This window comes from Nostoc sp., from assembly GCF_036919495.1.
GTDB lineage: Bacteria > Cyanobacteriota > Cyanobacteriia > Cyanobacteriales > Nostocaceae > Nostoc.
The window spans coordinates 30,015-44,882 of sequence record NZ_JBALBZ010000132.1 but is presented as its reverse complement, the minus strand read 5'-3'; the positions used below and the strand labels follow the sequence as shown (position 1 = coordinate 44,882).

The 14,868-nt window shown below is 42.9% G+C and carries 14 protein-coding genes; 2 read left to right on the top strand and 12 right to left on the bottom strand.

The annotated features are described in order from the left end of the window. Positions 1 to 176: 176 nt before the first annotated feature. From V7K25_RS18330 to V7K25_RS18315, 4 genes are all read right to left on the bottom strand, one after another. The gene (locus V7K25_RS18330; RefSeq protein ID WP_335159948.1) at positions 177 to 1,631 is read right to left on the bottom strand and encodes a dihydrolipoyl dehydrogenase family protein; all 1,455 of its coding nucleotides are present in this window, start codon (positions 1,629 to 1,631) and stop codon (positions 177 to 179) included. Between the two features lie 79 nt (positions 1,632 to 1,710). Further along, on the bottom strand, positions 1,711 to 2,805 hold the full coding sequence (gene cobD, locus V7K25_RS18325) for a threonine-phosphate decarboxylase CobD (protein WP_335159947.1): 1,095 nt from the start codon (positions 2,803 to 2,805) through the stop codon (positions 1,711 to 1,713). A 26-nt stretch (positions 2,806 to 2,831) separates the two neighbouring features. Next, positions 2,832 to 3,116 carry an HU family DNA-binding protein gene (locus tag V7K25_RS18320; protein WP_010998076.1) on the bottom strand — a complete coding sequence of 95 codons (285 nt, stop codon included), beginning with the start codon at positions 3,114 to 3,116 and terminating at the stop codon, positions 2,832 to 2,834. Positions 3,117 to 3,507: 391 nt separating this feature from the next. Continuing rightward, positions 3,508 to 3,747 (bottom strand): hypothetical protein, encoded by a 240-nt coding sequence (locus V7K25_RS18315; protein WP_335159946.1) that lies wholly within the window; start codon positions 3,745 to 3,747, stop codon positions 3,508 to 3,510. Between the two features lie 108 nt (positions 3,748 to 3,855). Between V7K25_RS18315 and V7K25_RS18310 the strand changes: the two genes are divergently transcribed. Beyond that, positions 3,856 to 4,476: a Uma2 family endonuclease gene (locus tag V7K25_RS18310; protein ID WP_335159945.1), complete on the top strand. Its 621-nt coding sequence runs from the start codon at positions 3,856 to 3,858 to the stop codon at positions 4,474 to 4,476. Between the two features lie 95 nt (positions 4,477 to 4,571). Here the strand turns inward: V7K25_RS18310 and V7K25_RS18305 are convergent, their stop codons facing one another. The 5 genes from V7K25_RS18305 to pilM form a co-directional block, all read right to left on the bottom strand. Further along, a complete protein-coding gene (locus V7K25_RS18305; RefSeq protein WP_335159944.1) occupies positions 4,572 to 5,147 on the bottom strand; it encodes a Uma2 family endonuclease in 576 nt (191 codons plus the stop codon). Positions 5,148 to 5,372: 225 nt separating this feature from the next. Beyond that, positions 5,373 to 7,823: an AMIN domain-containing protein gene (locus V7K25_RS18300; RefSeq protein WP_335159943.1), complete on the bottom strand. Its 2,451-nt coding sequence runs from the start codon at positions 7,821 to 7,823 to the stop codon at positions 5,373 to 5,375. 152 nt (positions 7,824 to 7,975) lie between these two features. Continuing rightward, positions 7,976 to 8,746, bottom strand: a complete 771-nt coding sequence (locus V7K25_RS18295) for a pilus assembly protein PilO (protein WP_335159942.1) — start codon at positions 8,744 to 8,746, stop codon at positions 7,976 to 7,978. After that, positions 8,743 to 9,519 carry a PilN domain-containing protein gene (locus V7K25_RS18290; protein WP_335159941.1) on the bottom strand — a complete coding sequence of 259 codons (777 nt, stop codon included), beginning with the start codon at positions 9,517 to 9,519 and terminating at the stop codon, positions 8,743 to 8,745. Before V7K25_RS18290 ends, V7K25_RS18295 begins: the two co-directional genes overlap by 4 nt. Positions 9,520 to 9,523: 4 nt before the next feature. Continuing rightward, positions 9,524 to 10,630 carry a type IV pilus biogenesis protein PilM gene (pilM, locus tag V7K25_RS18285; protein ID WP_335159940.1) on the bottom strand — a complete coding sequence of 369 codons (1,107 nt, stop codon included), beginning with the start codon at positions 10,628 to 10,630 and terminating at the stop codon, positions 9,524 to 9,526. A gap of 154 nt (positions 10,631 to 10,784) precedes the next feature. Here pilM and V7K25_RS18280 point away from each other — a divergent pair, with 154 nt between their 5' ends. After that, the gene (locus V7K25_RS18280; RefSeq protein WP_335159939.1) at positions 10,785 to 12,083 is read left to right on the top strand and encodes an ABC transporter substrate-binding protein; all 1,299 of its coding nucleotides are present in this window, start codon (positions 10,785 to 10,787) and stop codon (positions 12,081 to 12,083) included. A gap of 418 nt (positions 12,084 to 12,501) precedes the next feature. Here the strand turns inward: V7K25_RS18280 and V7K25_RS18275 are convergent, their stop codons facing one another. From V7K25_RS18275 to V7K25_RS18265, 3 genes are all read right to left on the bottom strand, one after another. Further along, entirely contained in the window at positions 12,502 to 12,663 is a 162-nt protein-coding gene (locus tag V7K25_RS18275) for a hypothetical protein (RefSeq protein ID WP_335159938.1), read from the bottom strand. Between the two features lie 621 nt (positions 12,664 to 13,284). Next, a complete protein-coding gene (locus V7K25_RS18270; RefSeq protein ID WP_335159937.1) occupies positions 13,285 to 14,586 on the bottom strand; it encodes a bifunctional folylpolyglutamate synthase/dihydrofolate synthase in 1,302 nt (433 codons plus the stop codon). A 111-nt stretch (positions 14,587 to 14,697) separates the two neighbouring features. Next, positions 14,698 to 14,823 carry a photosystem II protein Y gene (locus V7K25_RS18265; RefSeq protein WP_012411301.1) on the bottom strand — a complete coding sequence of 42 codons (126 nt, stop codon included), beginning with the start codon at positions 14,821 to 14,823 and terminating at the stop codon, positions 14,698 to 14,700. Between the last annotated feature and the right edge of the window lie 45 nt (positions 14,824 to 14,868).

Below are 14,868 nucleotides of genomic sequence, written 5' to 3'. Positions count from 1 at the left end.
AAACTGAGGCAAAAACTCTCTCTATTTCTTCTCTCTGCGTTCTCTGCGCGGCAGTCGCTCATGGGGGAAACCCCCAAGACCGCGCTGCCTTGTCTCTGTGGTTCGTTTCTTGGAATAATTTATTTCTTGGAAGTCCCTTATGCAAGAGGTCTAATGAAATAGCTCTGACTCCCCATTCACAAATTCCAATTGCGGCGGAAATGGAAGAAGCCTTCTAAAAACTCTTGCAAAGCAATATTGCTATTTAACCTTTGCTTACTCCACTCTTTTGCAGCTTGTTCCAGAATTTCTGAAAAACTCGGATAGACGGGAGATAAATTTGCTAAATCTTTGACTTTAATTTTTTGGGACATTGCCAAGGCAATCAAATTAATCAACTCTCCAGCTTCTGCCCCCAATATCGAAGCTCCTAAAATTTCGCCGTTGTCTAGCACAATTAATTTACATATACCAGTGGTTTCGTCCCGAAGTTGGGCTGCTGCTACTGTTTTAAAGTATTGTCGCAAAACTAAAACTTTATCTCGATTAAAGAGGCGTTTTGCCTGTGCCTCTGTTAAACCTACTTGTGCCACCATCGGCACAGAAAACATCGCCCAAGGTATGAAGCGATAATCTACTCGTAACCTGGGGAAAAAGAGGGCATTGTTCAGAGCAATTTTTGCTTCATAATTAGCGATATTGGCAAAGTCGTAACCACCAATTACATCACCACAAGCGTAAATGCGGTGGTTAGTGGTTTGTAGTTTATCATTCACTACCAACCTACGCTGATGCCATTTCACACCTACTGTTGCCAAATTTAGAGATTCAAGATTCGGCTGTTGTCCAGTTGCTAGTAAAATCTCATCAGTTTCAATAGCTTTATCTCCTGCTTGAATCCACTTTTTATCCTCAATTAGCCTCACCTGAGTTACTGGTCTTTCAGTGAAGACGCGTACACCTTCGACTTCCAACTGTGCCTGAAGCAATATGGCTATCTCAGGGTCAATATTGGCTACAACATAAGGGTGCTTGACTACCAGCGTCACACTGCAACCAAACCGCGCTAAAGTTTGAGCAATTTCAATGCTTTGGGGAATTCCGCCGATAATTACCAAATTTTTGGGTAATGTCCCTCGCTGTAAGGATTGCCAAATATTAGATAAGGTTAGGTAGCCAGTAGCTTGCAATCCTTCAATATCTGGAATTTCTGGACGCGAACCACTGGCTAGCAAATAGGTACGGGCGCGTAATAAACGATTGTTAACAGCAAAAGCCAGTTGAGGTGAAGATTGAAATTGACCACTGCCAACGATGATATCTACCCCCGACGCGGCTAGGATGGCTGGAGAATGCTGTTCTTTGAGATTTGAGGCGACGCATTGAGCATACAGCATTGCTTCTTGCCATGCCATAGATATGTGGCATTCTTCTGAGGTATCAGTGTGTGTGGCATGAATACCAAAACTAGCGGCATCATTCAACTTCTGTGCCAGTTTACCGATTTCGGTAAGAGCATAATGATTAGTAAACCCGTAGTCTACTTTAGGTTCCACCAGGGCAACTGTAGCACGTAGTTGGATTGCAGCAAGGGCAGCGTAGTATGCAGCAAGACTGCCGCCAATAATTACAACATCGTAGTCAATAGTCATTTGTCATTTGTCATTTGTCATTGGGCATTAAGAGTGCTGAGTTAAGGAGTTAAGAATTATTCCCTAGTCCCCTAGTCCTCTACTCTCCCTCATCTCCCCCTGCCTCCCCTACTCCCCACTTCCCACTCAACGCTGTTAGTAAGCGTTGGTTATCAGACTCTTCACGTATAGAAACCCGGAAAAAGCGATCGCCTAGTTCTTTAAAACTAAGGCAATCGCGGATTAAAATCTGGTGATGCTGGAGTAATTGTTGCTGTAACTGCGAAGTAGACTGTTGAGACTCAACCAATAAAAAGTTAGCAGCACTTACTTGGGGTTGTAATCCTGGTATTTCAGCCAAACCCTCAAAGAGTTGGTTTCGTGCAGGTGGTAGCCATGCCCAGGTTTGCTGCTGAAACTCCGTATCCTGGAGTGCCGCAATTGCCGCCGCCGCCGCTAGCGTGTTTACGGGCCAAGGGTCACGCCATAGCTGCCATTTAGCTAGGCAGTCGGGGTGTGCGATCGCATATCCTAATCGCAGTCCAGGAAGACTGTAAAATTTGGTCAGCGATCGCAATACTACTAAATTTCTATATTCCTGCACCACCGGAATCAGGCTTTGTTCCTCATTAGGCAGCACAAAATCCATAAATGCCTCATCCACCACAACCAAAGCAAATTGCTCCAGGTAGGGCAAAATAGAGTCCCGTGAAAATAATTTTCCGGTTGGGTTGTGGGGATTATTCAGCAATAGCCCTTTGTCCTTTGTCAATGACAAATGACCAATGACCAATGACCAATGACCAGTGACAAATGACAAAGGACACTCCAGCACTTTAGCGTTGTACGCCTTCAGGGTTCGGTAGTAGTCGCCAAAGGCTGGAGTTATTAAAATTGTCGCGGCTAATTGGGCTAATTCCCTACCTATGAGAGTGAGTAATTCTGCGGAGCCGTTACCCGGCAGAATCCACTCAGGCGGCAATTGATGGAAGTGACTGAGAGCTAGTCTCAGTTCACTATAGTTTGGGTCTGGATAGTGCTTAAGATTACCAATTTGGGACAGTATAGCAGCGATCGCGCTATTTGGAGGCCCCAACGGGCTGATGCTAGCAGAAAAATCCAGAATAGCATCAGGGGGACAGCCAGCCAGTGCTGCTGCCCAGGCTAAATTTCCCCCGTGTGCAGGTTGCCGCATTAAAAAAGGGTTCCCGAAGACAGAACCTATGCTTTTGGGGGTGCTACCTTTTCTCTAAACAGTTTTCCTGCCGAGAAGGCAGGAACCCTCGTCGCTGGAATTTCCATTTTTTCATTTGTTTTCGGGTTGCGACCTTCGCGGGCTTTACGTTCCCGTGATTCAAAAGAGCCAAATCCCACCAATGTTACCTTATCACCAGAGGAAACCGCTTCAATGATAGTTTCCAAAGCGGCAGTTAAGACTGCATCCGCTTGTTTCTTGGTAACACTAGCTTTTTCAGCTACGGCATCAACTAATTCACCTTTGTTCATGTCAAACTCCTGAAGGTTTACTTGAGATTCTTTACGGATGCACCCTGATGCATCTGTACTGAAATCTTTGTTTGCGAAAGTACAAAAATCATCCTTTGGGAGTAGCTTTACTCAAAACGCCTGTACATCCCATCGGCTCGACTTTTCAATGAATCATTCTAAGGTGTTGTAGCCTGATGTGGATAGATGAAACCATTAATTTATATAGATTTCAGGTTTTTTTGTAATTTTAGGCTGTTGTTTCACTCAAAAACACCCCAAAAGTAGGAAAAAATACCTAGTACAAATCCCCATTGCCAAGAAAACAGGATAGTGATGAGGTAGGAGATGGTTGGTATTAGTTGGGATTAATTACCGATGGTGAAGAGTTATTGCTGAGATTAATTAATTTTTATGAAAAATAGTTTGTAGTAAGCACTTTAGTGCTTAAAAAAACAAGGACTTCAGTCCTGACTACGAACTTGCTTACCCATTCAATACGGTTCGGATAACCAAAGGAAGCTCTTGAGGAAAAAGAATTCTTAGTTAATTCTTCTCTCCCCCTGCCCCCTGCCCCCTCCCCCTGCCCCGCCTCTTCGCTGATGTTTTGGAGTAAAACCCGATTTTCTGCGGATGTTGTTATTGCCGCCATAGTTTAGTTCTTTGCAACAAATTTCGAGTACTGTACCCTTTAATATTACTGTTAAGGCTAAACGTAAGAAAGCAATATGATCGAAACGACTAATACGGGTGATAAATTATGACTCAAGCCATACCAAAACTAGTAACCTTTGAAGATTTTGCAGCATGGCGACCCGAAGGTGGAAGACATGAATTACATGATGGAGTGATTGTTGAAATGGCACAACCAGTAGGAGTCCATGAGGATATTATTGGTTTTGTAGCAAGAAAACTAACAGTAGAATTTGACCGGTTAAATTTACCTTATACAATCCCCAAAACTGCGCTCATTAAACCAACTAATTCGGAATCTGCTTATTCCCCAGATGTGCTATTACTGAATCGCCCTAATTTAGTGAATGAGCCGCGATGGAAAAAAGAATCAACTGTAAGCCTTGCAGGATCAATTTCCTTAGTAGTTGAGGTAGTTAGTACCAACTGGGATGATGACTACTACACAAAACAGGGTAAATATGAGGGTATTGGAATTCCTGAATACTGGGTTGTAGATTATCTCGGTCTAGGCGCTAAAAAGTTTACTGGGAATCCTAAACAGCCTACTATATCTATTTTTCAATTAATTGATGGTGAATACCAAGTTACTCAATATAGAGGCAATAATCGCATCGTTTCGCCTACTTTCCCGGAATTAAATTTAACAGCAGAACAGATTTTTCAAGCTGGAGGTCTACCAACGTAGCCACAACCATACTTATTGTTTTACCCTACTAAAAAATGTTAGTTAAAGAGGCGTCAAAAGTCAAAAGTCAAAATTTTTGAACCATACCGAACCTTTTACCAAATTTGTTGTATATTGAGTACAAAACCAGGTAAAACATTTTCCCCGGAAATAGTTTGAGGAAATTTTAAAACTTCCACATCTTGTCCTAGATGATAAATTTCTACTTCCTGTTTTTTTCGATTGATCAACCAACCTAGACGACAACCATTTTCGATATACTCTTGCATCTTGTTCTGAGTTTTTTTCAAGCTGTCATTAGGCGAAAGTATATCAATTACAAAATCAGGATATAAGGGAATAAATTTTTCTTTTTGTTCTTTAGTCAAAGCGTCCCAACGAGATTTTTCCACCCAAGAAACATCTGGAGAACGGTCAGCCCCTGAAGGTAAAGTAAATCCAGTTGATGAATCAAAAACTTCGCCCAATTGATTTTGATCGTTCCAGAACCATATTTGAGCGTTAATAGTAGAATTACTTTTTCCTGTTTCTCCTCCCGTAGGTGGCATTATAATCAACTCTCCTTGGGCATTGCGTTCTAATTTTAAATCGGGGTTTTCTTCACACAATTGATAAAACTGCTCTCTTGTCAGTTTAATTACAGAATTGAGGTTTAATGTAAATGCTGTCATAAGAGTATTTCCCATTTTTGTTAGCTGACTGGGCTACAAACCTATATCCATATATTTCAAGGGCTTTCTCGGCATTTACCCACTACTGTTACTTCTATTGTGATTCGGTATTTTTATTGTAGAATGACATTTAAACTTAATCCTACTAAATAAGATCCCAGACTTATTTAATAAGTCGGGGATCTGAGTTTTTGCCAGAGGTAACTTACCTGCTCATTATCTTTATTACTTGCCAGGAAGCTTTAAGCCGCGACGCTCAAGGATTTGCCGCACTTCTGGGCTGGGAGTGTAGTTATAGCCGTAGGAGGAATTCTCAGAGTCATCCATAATCTGAGGTGTGAGTAATACAATCACCTCATTACGCTGGTTGGATCTGTTTGTACTTCTAAACAGCGCACCAATAAGGGGGAGATCACCCAAAATAGGGATCTTGGAGATATTTGTCCGGTCTTGGTCTTGAATGATGCCTGACAGAATTAGTGTCTGACCATCTCGTAAGCGAATTAAGCCAGAAGTAAGGGAGCGCTGAGACACTAAAGTAATACTTCCATTTCCTGTATCTGTTGTGCCTGAAGGAGCGCTGACAGTAGGAGCAACCGATAGAGAAACGAAACCATTATCGTCAATCCGCTCAATTTTCACGTTCAAGGTTAAGCCAACGTTTTGCTTCTGAATTGTTCTTTCTGTCCTAGAACCACCAGAAGTATCCGTTGTTTGGAGAGTTATATTTCCCACTACTTCTTGAGTCAGGTTGATAAGAGCCTGCTGACCTTCTTGCACAATTAAGGTTGGGTCAGTCAAAATCTTGGCATTGCCATTTGTAACTTGAGCCTGCAAACTAGTGAGAAGACGTTTGGGGAATTGGTAAAGACTTGGCAAAGTGAATCCGGCTGTTGCACGAGTGCCTTGTGCATAACTAGCAGTTTGTCTTCCAGTTGTAGGATCAGTAGTAATTGTTACTGTGTCTGGTGTTCCTGGAGTAAAAGTTGTAAGACCAGGGGTAGTTGGATTGCTGTTTGCTGGAGAAATTGGTTGCAGGAAAGTCGCATCGCCTGGTGTGTTTTGTGTGAGTACCCCGTCTTGTATGACTCTGACGCCTGAGCCTCCATTTGGAACTGTAAAAGTACCATTTTGGCTCAAGAATGGCGTTCCTGTAAGGGGATTTGTAATAGTAGGCGTCTGAGTCACACTGTTTCTCGCTTCAGCACTAGTAGCTGGTCTGGAACCGCCGAAATTAAAAGACGCTGCACCACCATCACTGCTAAAGTAGTTGTTGCCAATCCCAAAAGAAAAGCTAGTGTTGTAGTCCTGGATGTTATTGAGATTAACATCTATAATCTTGACGTTGACTACTACTTGACGACGGCGGATATCAAGCTGAGTTAGTTGAGCCATTGCCACCTCAACTAGCCGGGGAGAGCCAATTAAGGTGACAGAATTGGTGCGCTCATCTCCTAATGCCTGTAAACCTCTCAGTAATGGGCTAGAGTCTTTAAAATCAACGCGTAGAGGTTCAACTATGTTTTCCGTTGTCGTCAGAGTTTGGGTAATAGGAGGAGATCCAGCCCCAACAGGCACAGCATTAACGCTGGTAACTTGTCGTTCGCGACTGACGGCGCTTTCTGCTCCTAAGCCGACCAAAAAATTCAGGGCCACTCCCACTGTTACCTGATTGAGTCGCAGGCTACGCATAACCATGTCACGGGTTGCATTAGGTAGTTTAGCCCCTACAAAAACTGTACGACCACTGCGATTAGCTTCTAGACCACTCAAGCGCAAGACGTAGTTAAACACATCTTGCACTGGCTCGTTTTCTATGTCTAGGGAGATTGTTTGAGAGGTTGCTTGTGCAGCGCCACCTTGCTGACCTCCAGCAGCTTGCTGACCTCCAGCAGCTTGCTCACTTCCCACGTAAGCCAGGTTCAAATTAGCGGCACGGGCAAGCAGTGACAAAACCTCACGCACCGGCGCATCTCGCAATACTAAACGGGGTACACGTTCCTGAGTTCCTAAGTCAATGATGCTAGGAGAAGCATCAGTATTAGAAATGGCGATATCTCCCACTGGTGGGGCGACGGCTCTAGGTAAGAAAGGTGGAGCCTGACTCACAGGTTGACCTGGCCCAGCAGCTTGTGCGGGTTGTCCGTCAATGGTGACTTCCGGGTTAGGAACAAGAACCCCTGGCTTTTGACCAGGTTGGGCTGGAGTCGTAGCAGGCGGTGCTGTGAAAGTTTGGGCTGTTGGCGTTGGTACTGATGCTATAGTGCCTGACGATGGGCTAAAGCTGAGTGTAATTCCATTTTGCGATCGCACCACAGGTTGACTGCTAGGTGTATTGTTACTGCCCATTACCGTCACCCGGATACTATTGGCATCAAGCTGATTAACCTCAACAGATGCAATTCCTGGTGCTGGACTATCTTGACGAAAACTCTTACCTTGTGGTAATCGTAATTGAGTATTTATAATATCTGCGACTAAAGCCTTGCCTCTTTTTGTAGTGAAAACTTGGGGGCGCGACCCGGAAGAAGTTTTCAAGGCAACATTAATTCCACCATTAACTGGATTTAACTGTACATTAGTAATTTGACTAATTTGTGCCCAAACTGGTTGAGCTGCCAAAAATACAAAAGCGGCAGTACCTAATATAAAACTATTACCGTGAAGCTGTTTCACAGTTCATTCCTCACCTTATAAAACCTTGTTTACAAATTCTGAGAAGTTGAGAAAAAGCAGTTACGAGTGAATAGTTAGGAGTTATAAATGATGATTTGTAATTCTTAACTCTTAACTCGCAATTTATAACTCCTAACTCTCCTAACTCCTAACTACTTTTTCGGAGCAGTTTTAGCTGCGGCTGCTGCTGCTATTTCTTCTGGAGTAAGTGGCATCAATACCTGTAACTGGAATGATGTATTAATCGCTGCTGGACCTACCAGCATCGGTGTTTTATCCAATTCGGATTTTGACTCTACTGGAGCCAAAGTTGATTGATAATCTTTAACTATTAACAAAGGCTGTAAACGCTCAATGTTACGAATTATCGATTGTGTTTGCTCATAAGTTCCTGTAATTTCGGCATTGATATTGCTGCGTTGCAGCTTACCGTCAACCTGTAGCCCTAGAGTTCCATCGGTAACTGGTTCTGGTTTTTGCGAAACTGGCACAAATTTCTTCAGTTTGGCTCTCACTACATTCATAGAAGTTGGAGTATTGCCAGAGTCAATTAAGCGGTTTATATCCAACAGCAATGTATCTAAGCTTTTTTCGTTTGCGAATAAACCTAAAACCTGAACTTTTTGCTGTTTTGCTTGTGCTAGCTCGTCTTTAACTTTGCCAATTTCTTTTATACTGGCTTTTTTTTGCTCAATTTGACCTTGCAATTCAGAGGTTTTGGCTTGCTGTTGCTGATAGCTTTCCAAAGCTGGCATCAGCAGGTTTAACAATATATAACCTGCTCCTGCTAAACCAATTATCCCCACTAAGATCCCAATAATTTTTGGTGTGAAGGCAATACCAAATAGCACGGGAGATGCTGGCGTTTCCTGATCGAATTCCCCACCTTGTTCGGCAAAATTTAAATCATCACTCAGCGTCATTTTGAAATGACTCCTGTTTGTTGCATACTATGAATTCGAGCCACTAGTCCCACTGTGCCTTTTTTCTCTAACTCGCGGATTAATTCCGAAGCTGGAACATCATTCATACTCGATTGGATAGTGTATTCAACTACTTGTGGCGGCTTAATTGTTACACCAGTAGCAAGTTGACTCACACCTGGAGTTAAGGGAGCATCTACTAACGTTGCCGTTACAATTCTGCTTTCTGTGGGCTTTAAGAATTGAGACTGTTGTAGACTCAATAAAAAATCATTGACATCGTTAAAAGAACGAGCCAATCCGATAATTTGTAATCCTCCAGCAGGATTGGTTGGTGGCTGCCCTGCCTCTGCCGGAATGGGTGGGGTTTGCCTGATGGTCTTAATTTGCACTGCTGCTGGAATGCGATCGCGCAAATCTTGCAGCATTGCTGACCAAGGTCGAATTTGATCAAATACAGTGACTAAAGCTTGGGTTTCCCCTTTAACTGCCTTCGTCTCGTCTTTGATTTTATTAATATTTCCTATTTCTGTATCTAACCTCTTGCTTTCTTGGTCTAGTTGTGCGATTTGACCATCTAATTCAACAATCTTCCCTTGCAACAACCACCAAGCAATTCCCAATAAAGCTGGAAGGACTACACCTACTGCAACTCCCGCATACAGTAGTGTCAAATCCCCCGTAGGAAACTTTAGGGAGATTCCTCCCGATCTCTCAGGCTTTTTTTGATATGCTGGGCGATCTTTAAGAAAGTTAACATCTAGGCTGTACATTTTGTTACACCTCCCGCATTCCTAGACCAAGTGCGATCGCCAAGCCAGAGCGTTGCACCTGTGGATATTTCTCAGTGTCAACCTCCAAGGACAAAGCCCCGATTGGATCTATTTGGGTAGTTGGCAAGCTCAATCGTTGGGTAAATAATTCATCTAGCTGTTGGAGTCCACCTCCTGGGCCAGCTAATATAATCTGTGCTACTTCCAAATTTTCACTTTGATTGAGGTAAAAATCGATGGAACGGCGCAGTTCATCAGTTAGTTCTCCCAATACTCTCAATATGCCTGCCATACCAGGATTGATTTCAGTAACCCCGGTTTTCCCTCCATCTAGAGAAGTTTGGGGAATCACCATTCCGTGTAACAGTTCCATATCTCGTGATGTGGGTAAGCTCATTGCCCTTGCTAAGGCAGTTTGCATTTGATAAGTCCCAATTGGCACTGTGCGCGAAAATTGCGGCACTCCGTTAACGATGATGGCGATTTCTGTACTGTCGAACTCTATATCAACTAGTACTGCTGCTTCTTGCGGCCCAAATTGTCGCAATTGCTCACGAATAGTTCGAATCAGAGCAAAACTGTTAATTTCTAAGACATCGATTTGTAATCCTGCCTGCTCGAATGTACTGATATATGTATCCGTTATCTCCTTACGGGTGGCAACTAGAAGTACGTGTACTTTTTCAATGCCATCTTCATCTACAAAGTACCCAAGTTTCTGATAATCTACATCAGCCTCTTCACGAGGATAGGGTAAATATAAACCTGCTTCATGGTTGAGAACCATTTCTCGCAGTTCTTTATCATCTAACTCTGCTGGCACTGGTATGATCCGAACGATGGAATCTCGTCCTGGTACACCAGTGGCAACGCGAGAAGTTTTGATTTTGCTCTCAGTTAGCGCCTGTTGGATTAATTGCGCCATTGCTGCGGGGTCGGTGATTTGACCATCGGTAACTACGCCTTCTGGAACTGCTACCGATGTAAAGGTTTCTAGCTTCAAGCCTTGACCCTGCTTGCGTAGCTGAACTACATTCACCCTTTCGGGAGCAAGTTCAATGCCGACCCCTTTTTTTGATTTGCCAAACAGACTTTTGAAGCTTTTTACCACAGTTGTGCCCGATGGACTGCTAAATTGAAAATTTAAATTTGTTGTGGGTAGAGGTGTAATATATTACGTCTCTACAGGTAATTTATTTAGCCTATAATCTCGACAATTCTGATCTAAGCTTTTCACACTGAGCAAGCGTAAAAATACTGGGAAAATGATTCAATTGCGAAAATTTAAACAACTTATTGCTTTGGCACTACTTGGCCTATTAACTAGTTGGATTGTAAGTTGCAGCACAAGTAATGTTGGTACAGGTACAAAACAGGCTACTTCAGGGGCGGCAACTATTGAGTTTTGGACGATGCAACTCCAACCTCAATTTACCGACTACTTCAAAAACCTAATTGCGAATTTTGAATCGCAAAATCCGGGTATAAAGATTAACTGGGTTGATGTACCCTGGGCGGCGATGGAGAACAAAATTTTAACAGCTGTCTCAGCAAAAACGCCACCTGATGTAGTTAACCTAAATCCGGGTTTTGCTTCCCAACTTGCCGGGCGAAATGCCTGGTTAGATTTAGATGCAAAAGTCACAAACGATGTACGTTCCTCCTATCTACCGAATATCTGGGAATCTTGTACGCTTAATGGCAAGAGTTTTGGGATTCCCTGGTATCTCACCACACGGCTAACCATTTATAACACCGATTTATTAAAACAGGCAGGTATCAATAAACCGCCTGCAACCTACGCAGAATTGGCACAAGCAGCGCAACAAATTAAAGATAAAACTGGTAAATATGCCTTTTTTGTAACTTTCGTACCGCAAGATTCTGGTGAAGTGCTGGAATCTTTCGTGCAAATGGGTGTCACTTTAATAGATGCTCAAGGGAAAGCCGCGTTTAATTCAGCACCAGGTAAGGCAGCGTTTCAGTATTGGGTAGACTTGTATAAAAAAGGCTTACTTCCTAAAGAAGCTTTGACCCAAGGACATCGCCACGCGATCGATTTATACCAATCTGGAGAGACTGCGTTTCTAGCTTCTGGTCCAGAGTTTCTGAAAACGATCGCTAATAATGCCCCGAAAATTTCTGAAGCTACAGGAATAGCACCTCAACTCACTGGTGACACAGGGAAAAAAAATGTCGCGGTGATGAATATGGTTATTCCCCGCAATAGCAAACAACCGGATGCTTCTGTTAAGTTTGCTTTATTTGTCACCAATGACGAAAATCAGTTAGCCTTTGCTAAAGCTGCAAATGTCTTACCTTCTACAATCAAAGCATTATCTGATAGTTACTTTAAAGATGTTCCAGCTAATGCTTCAATAATAGAAAAAGCGCGAGTTATGAGTGCTAAAGAATTGCAACACGCAGAAAGCTTAACACCTACCTTGAAGGATTTCAACAAACTGCAAAAGGCGGTTTACGAAAACTTGCAAGCAGCAATGTTAGGGCAGAAGACTGTAGATAAAGCTGTAGAAGATGCGGCGCAGGAGTGGGATCAAAGGTAGAGTTAGGAGACAAATGAAAAATAGCTAAATATAAGAATTTTGGGGCGGAAAATGGATGTAGGACTTATTAGACCTCTTGCATAAATTAACCAAGGTTTTACCCCACCCTAACCCTCCCCTTTATACAGCACTTCCGGCGGCTATGAGGTACATCCTCAAAGCTGAAAGCTATGATAGGAGAGGGAGGGGCAAGAGGAAAACTGTATTGCATAATAGCCGGAAGCGCTGTAAGGCTACGGTGTACACCGTAGCCTTATAAAGGGGAGGGAACTAAATTTACTGTTTCTCCCAATACATCGGGGGGATTAAGGGGGGTAATTCTACTTGTGTGTACACCGTAGCCTTAGCAAGGGGAGTTGAGGGTGGGGTATTAGGGACTTTTGCAAGAGGTCTATTGCGAAAGGGTGTCTTGGACAAACTATGCTTGCAACACAAAATCAGATGCCGTGAGGTTTGGCGCACCAGTTAGAGTCGCAAATAGACCACCGCTACCAAAACCAGCCGCGCTGCCCTTTTGGTTGTAGAACAACTGCCCATTCACAGAATCGTAGACAATTTTTGCTGTGCTAGTCCCTGCCAAATTAGTGACTTCAAAATCACTCTTGTTACAAAAACCATTTCCCGCAGCAGAGGTAATAGCGCTAAATATAGTTTTATCCAGTACAATCTTGTCACCTTCAGAACTGTTGAAGTCCGTAATGGTATCTACACCAACAGCATTGGTATTGTAAAGGAAGCTGTCAGCACTCGCACCACCGACAAGAGTATCATTGCCAGCACCACCGATGAGAGTATCATTGCCAGATTCACGTTAAATTACTTGTGTGAGTGATGATACACCAACACCTGTCTTAAGCCGCTTCTCTACCAAACGCACTCGCGTTTGCGTCTACATGAATTGCTGCTACAGCTTGAAGATGCGCCTAAATCCTGTAGGCGCATCTTCAAAAATAAATGGTATCAGTCTCTCAACTTTGAACATTTGCTGCAAATGCTCTTACATATATAAGAAAGGCTTAAGTATTTGCAGGAAATATATAATCATTTGCTGCAATTACTTTAATCTTTGTAACAAATACTCTTACATGTATAAGAAAGGCTTAAGTCTTTGCAAGAAATGTATAATCATTTGCTGCAATTACTTTAACCTTTGTAACAAATACTCTTACATGTATAAGAAAGGCTTAAGTCTTTGCAACAATCATTGTAGTGAAATTATAGATATAGCTTTTGCTAAAAAATCGCCTACTAAATAAAGGGAACCACACACAATTATTAAATCGTCTGTGGTAGCGGTTGAGGTTGCAGTCTCTAGTGCTGTGAATAAATCTGGATGGATTTGGCGATCGCTTAATTCGGGACAAATGCTGTAAGCTAGGTTTGCTAAGTAGTCTAAATCAGCAGAAGTTCTACCTGCCCAAGATTCTATTGGTATTGGTACTAAAAAAAGGCGATCGCCTGGCCGCAGTAAGGCGGTAAAAATATCAGCATGATCCTTATCAGAAAACATTCCCATAATCCAATTGACTGGCTCATGGTTAACTGCGTCTAAGCTATCGACATACTGGCGAAGAACTTCGGCAGCTGCGGTATTATGAGCGCCATCAAGTAATAATTTATGGTTTTTCCAAGTAACCCATTGCATCCGCCCGGGCCACTTAGTTTTTGCCATACCCTTAGTTATGGCTTCTTCAGAAATCTGCCAACCCTGTTCTTGGAGAATTTCTAAAGCTGCTATTGCCAAAGCTGAATTTGCTAATTGAATTTGTCCCGCTAATGGCAAAGGGTATTTAATTAACTTTGAATTTTGAATATTTTGATATTCTGCCCATCCTGTAGAGATTTGACGAGCGGGTTGAGGCAGAAAAATCGGGCATTGTAATTCTAAAGCACGCGATCGCACAACTTTCTCTGCCTGTGGTGGCAATGCTCCAACCACAACGGGACATCCAGGTTTGAGGATACCAGCTTTTTCTCTAGCAATGTCAGCAACAGTAGGGCCAAGTTGCTGCCAGTGTTCTCGGCTGATGGAAGTGATGATCGTAATGAGGGGTTCTAGACAAACATTAGTAGCATCTAAGCGCCCTCCTAGTCCGACTTCTATCACAGCCACATCAACTTGCTGCTGGGCAAAATATAACCAAGCAGCCGCCGTAATTACTTCAAACTGAGTTGCCGATTCGTCTTCAGGGCAAATTGCAGCTTGGACTTTTTCTAATAATTGCCCTAATTCCTCAGAGGAAATTGGCTGTTCATTCAAACAAATACGTTCTGTCCAATCGACTAAATGGGGTGAAGTATAACGTCCTGTACGATAACCAGCCTCAGTAAGTACTGAGGAAAGATAGGCACAGACTGAACCTTTACCATTAGTGCCAGCAACATGAATTACCGGGACTTGGTGATGAGGATTACCAAGGTTTGCTAAAAGGTTGAGGATGCGATCGAGTCCCAGATGGACGCCAAACCGTTGCAGGGGTTGTATTACAGAATCGATGTTCAAGGAAGGGAGTGGGGAGTGGGGAGTGGGGGGATGAGGGAGATAAGAGAGATAAGGGAGAAATAACCAATGCCCAATCCCTAATGCCCAATGCCCCATGCCCCATTAATGAATTTAAGCTTCTCTATCCAAAAAGCCTTGAATTTGTCTTAAAGCCGCAGCGCCAATATTAAAAACTGCCCAGCTAGCAGCAATGACAACTGGTGCTAAAACGATCGCTATACGGTAATCGATATCCATATCTAGAACCCCTCTCTTAAGTAGAAATTAAAGTTTTGTCAACTG